We start from the raw sequence: 901 nt of genomic DNA, 5'->3' as shown, positions 1-901 counted from the left end.
AGGATCACTTTCTTTCGTATTTTTTGTTTGCAAACTTATTATACATCAGAAAGTCCTGTATGACATTTTTTATGGAAAAGTTGTAAAGTGGTGGAGTATAATATAAAAAGAGATATTATAGTTTGAGTTGAAAGGAATGGTATATCTATGGCAAGTATATTACCAGTGTCAGATTTAAGAAATTATAATGAGGTTTTGAAAAATTGTCAGATCGGAGAGCCTGTGTTCCTGACTAAAAATGGCAGGGGCAGATTTGTGGTAATGGATATAGAGGATTATGAACGTGATAAAGCAGAAAAAAAGCTGCTGGAGAAGCTGTATGAGGCAGAGGAAGCTGTTAAAGATGGAAATGGCTGGCTGTCAATGGATGAATTAAAGGCTGAGGTTGGAGAGTAAATTTATGATGAAATTGCGAATCAATCCGGTAGTGGCAGAGGATTTAAAAACAATTAAGAAATTTATTGCAGAAGATAACGCCGATAAAGCATTAGAAACGGTTCAGGAGATTTATAGGCAGTTTGAGAATATACAGCAGTTTCCTTATATTGGTGCAGATTTGTCTAAACGTGTGAGTTTTAAGACGGATTATAAGTATGTGGTGTGGAATGATTATGTTGTGTTGTATAAGGTTAATTGAGATTTATCGGGTGGTGAATCGGTATCAGGATATTACGAAGATTTTTAGTTAATGTAATTTTAAAATTAAGAAATGAATATTGAATTCGCTACACGCGTGTAGCGAATTGAGGAGAATTGAAAATGTCAGATATGAAATTAATGGATACAGAGGATGAGGTACGATTCTGCAAGGATGTCCATAAAATATTACTTGTGAGTTAAAAGTTTGTACCACTAAGAAGCCAGAAAATCCCAGTGTTTTTCTGACTCTTCCTGTAGCTCA

Annotated in this window: 1 protein-coding gene and 1 pseudogene; both read left to right on the top strand. The window is 34.6% G+C overall.

The genetic code is table 11. From position 1 onward, the window contains the following. The first annotated feature begins 147 nt into the window (after window positions 1–147). Window positions 148–396, top strand: coding sequence for a type II toxin-antitoxin system prevent-host-death family antitoxin (locus D7Y06_RS25355; protein ID WP_120410224.1), 249 nt, complete (start codon window positions 148–150; stop codon window positions 394–396). A gap of 4 nt (window positions 397–400) precedes the next feature. Continuing rightward, window positions 401–689: pseudogene (locus D7Y06_RS25350) on the top strand (type II toxin-antitoxin system RelE/ParE family toxin). The last annotated feature ends 212 nt before the right edge of the window (window positions 690–901 follow it).

Origin of the sequence: Roseburia sp. 1XD42-69, from assembly GCF_003612565.1 — a bacterium.
GTDB lineage: Bacteria > Bacillota > Clostridia > Lachnospirales > Lachnospiraceae > Roseburia_B.
This window is presented reverse-complemented; position numbering and strand designations above follow the sequence as displayed.

Excerpts from the sequence above, each read along its gene's own strand:
- D7Y06_RS25355 (WP_120410224.1), top strand. The coding sequence starts at position 148 with ATGGCAAGTATATTACCAGTGTCAGATTTAAGAAATTATAATGAGGTT.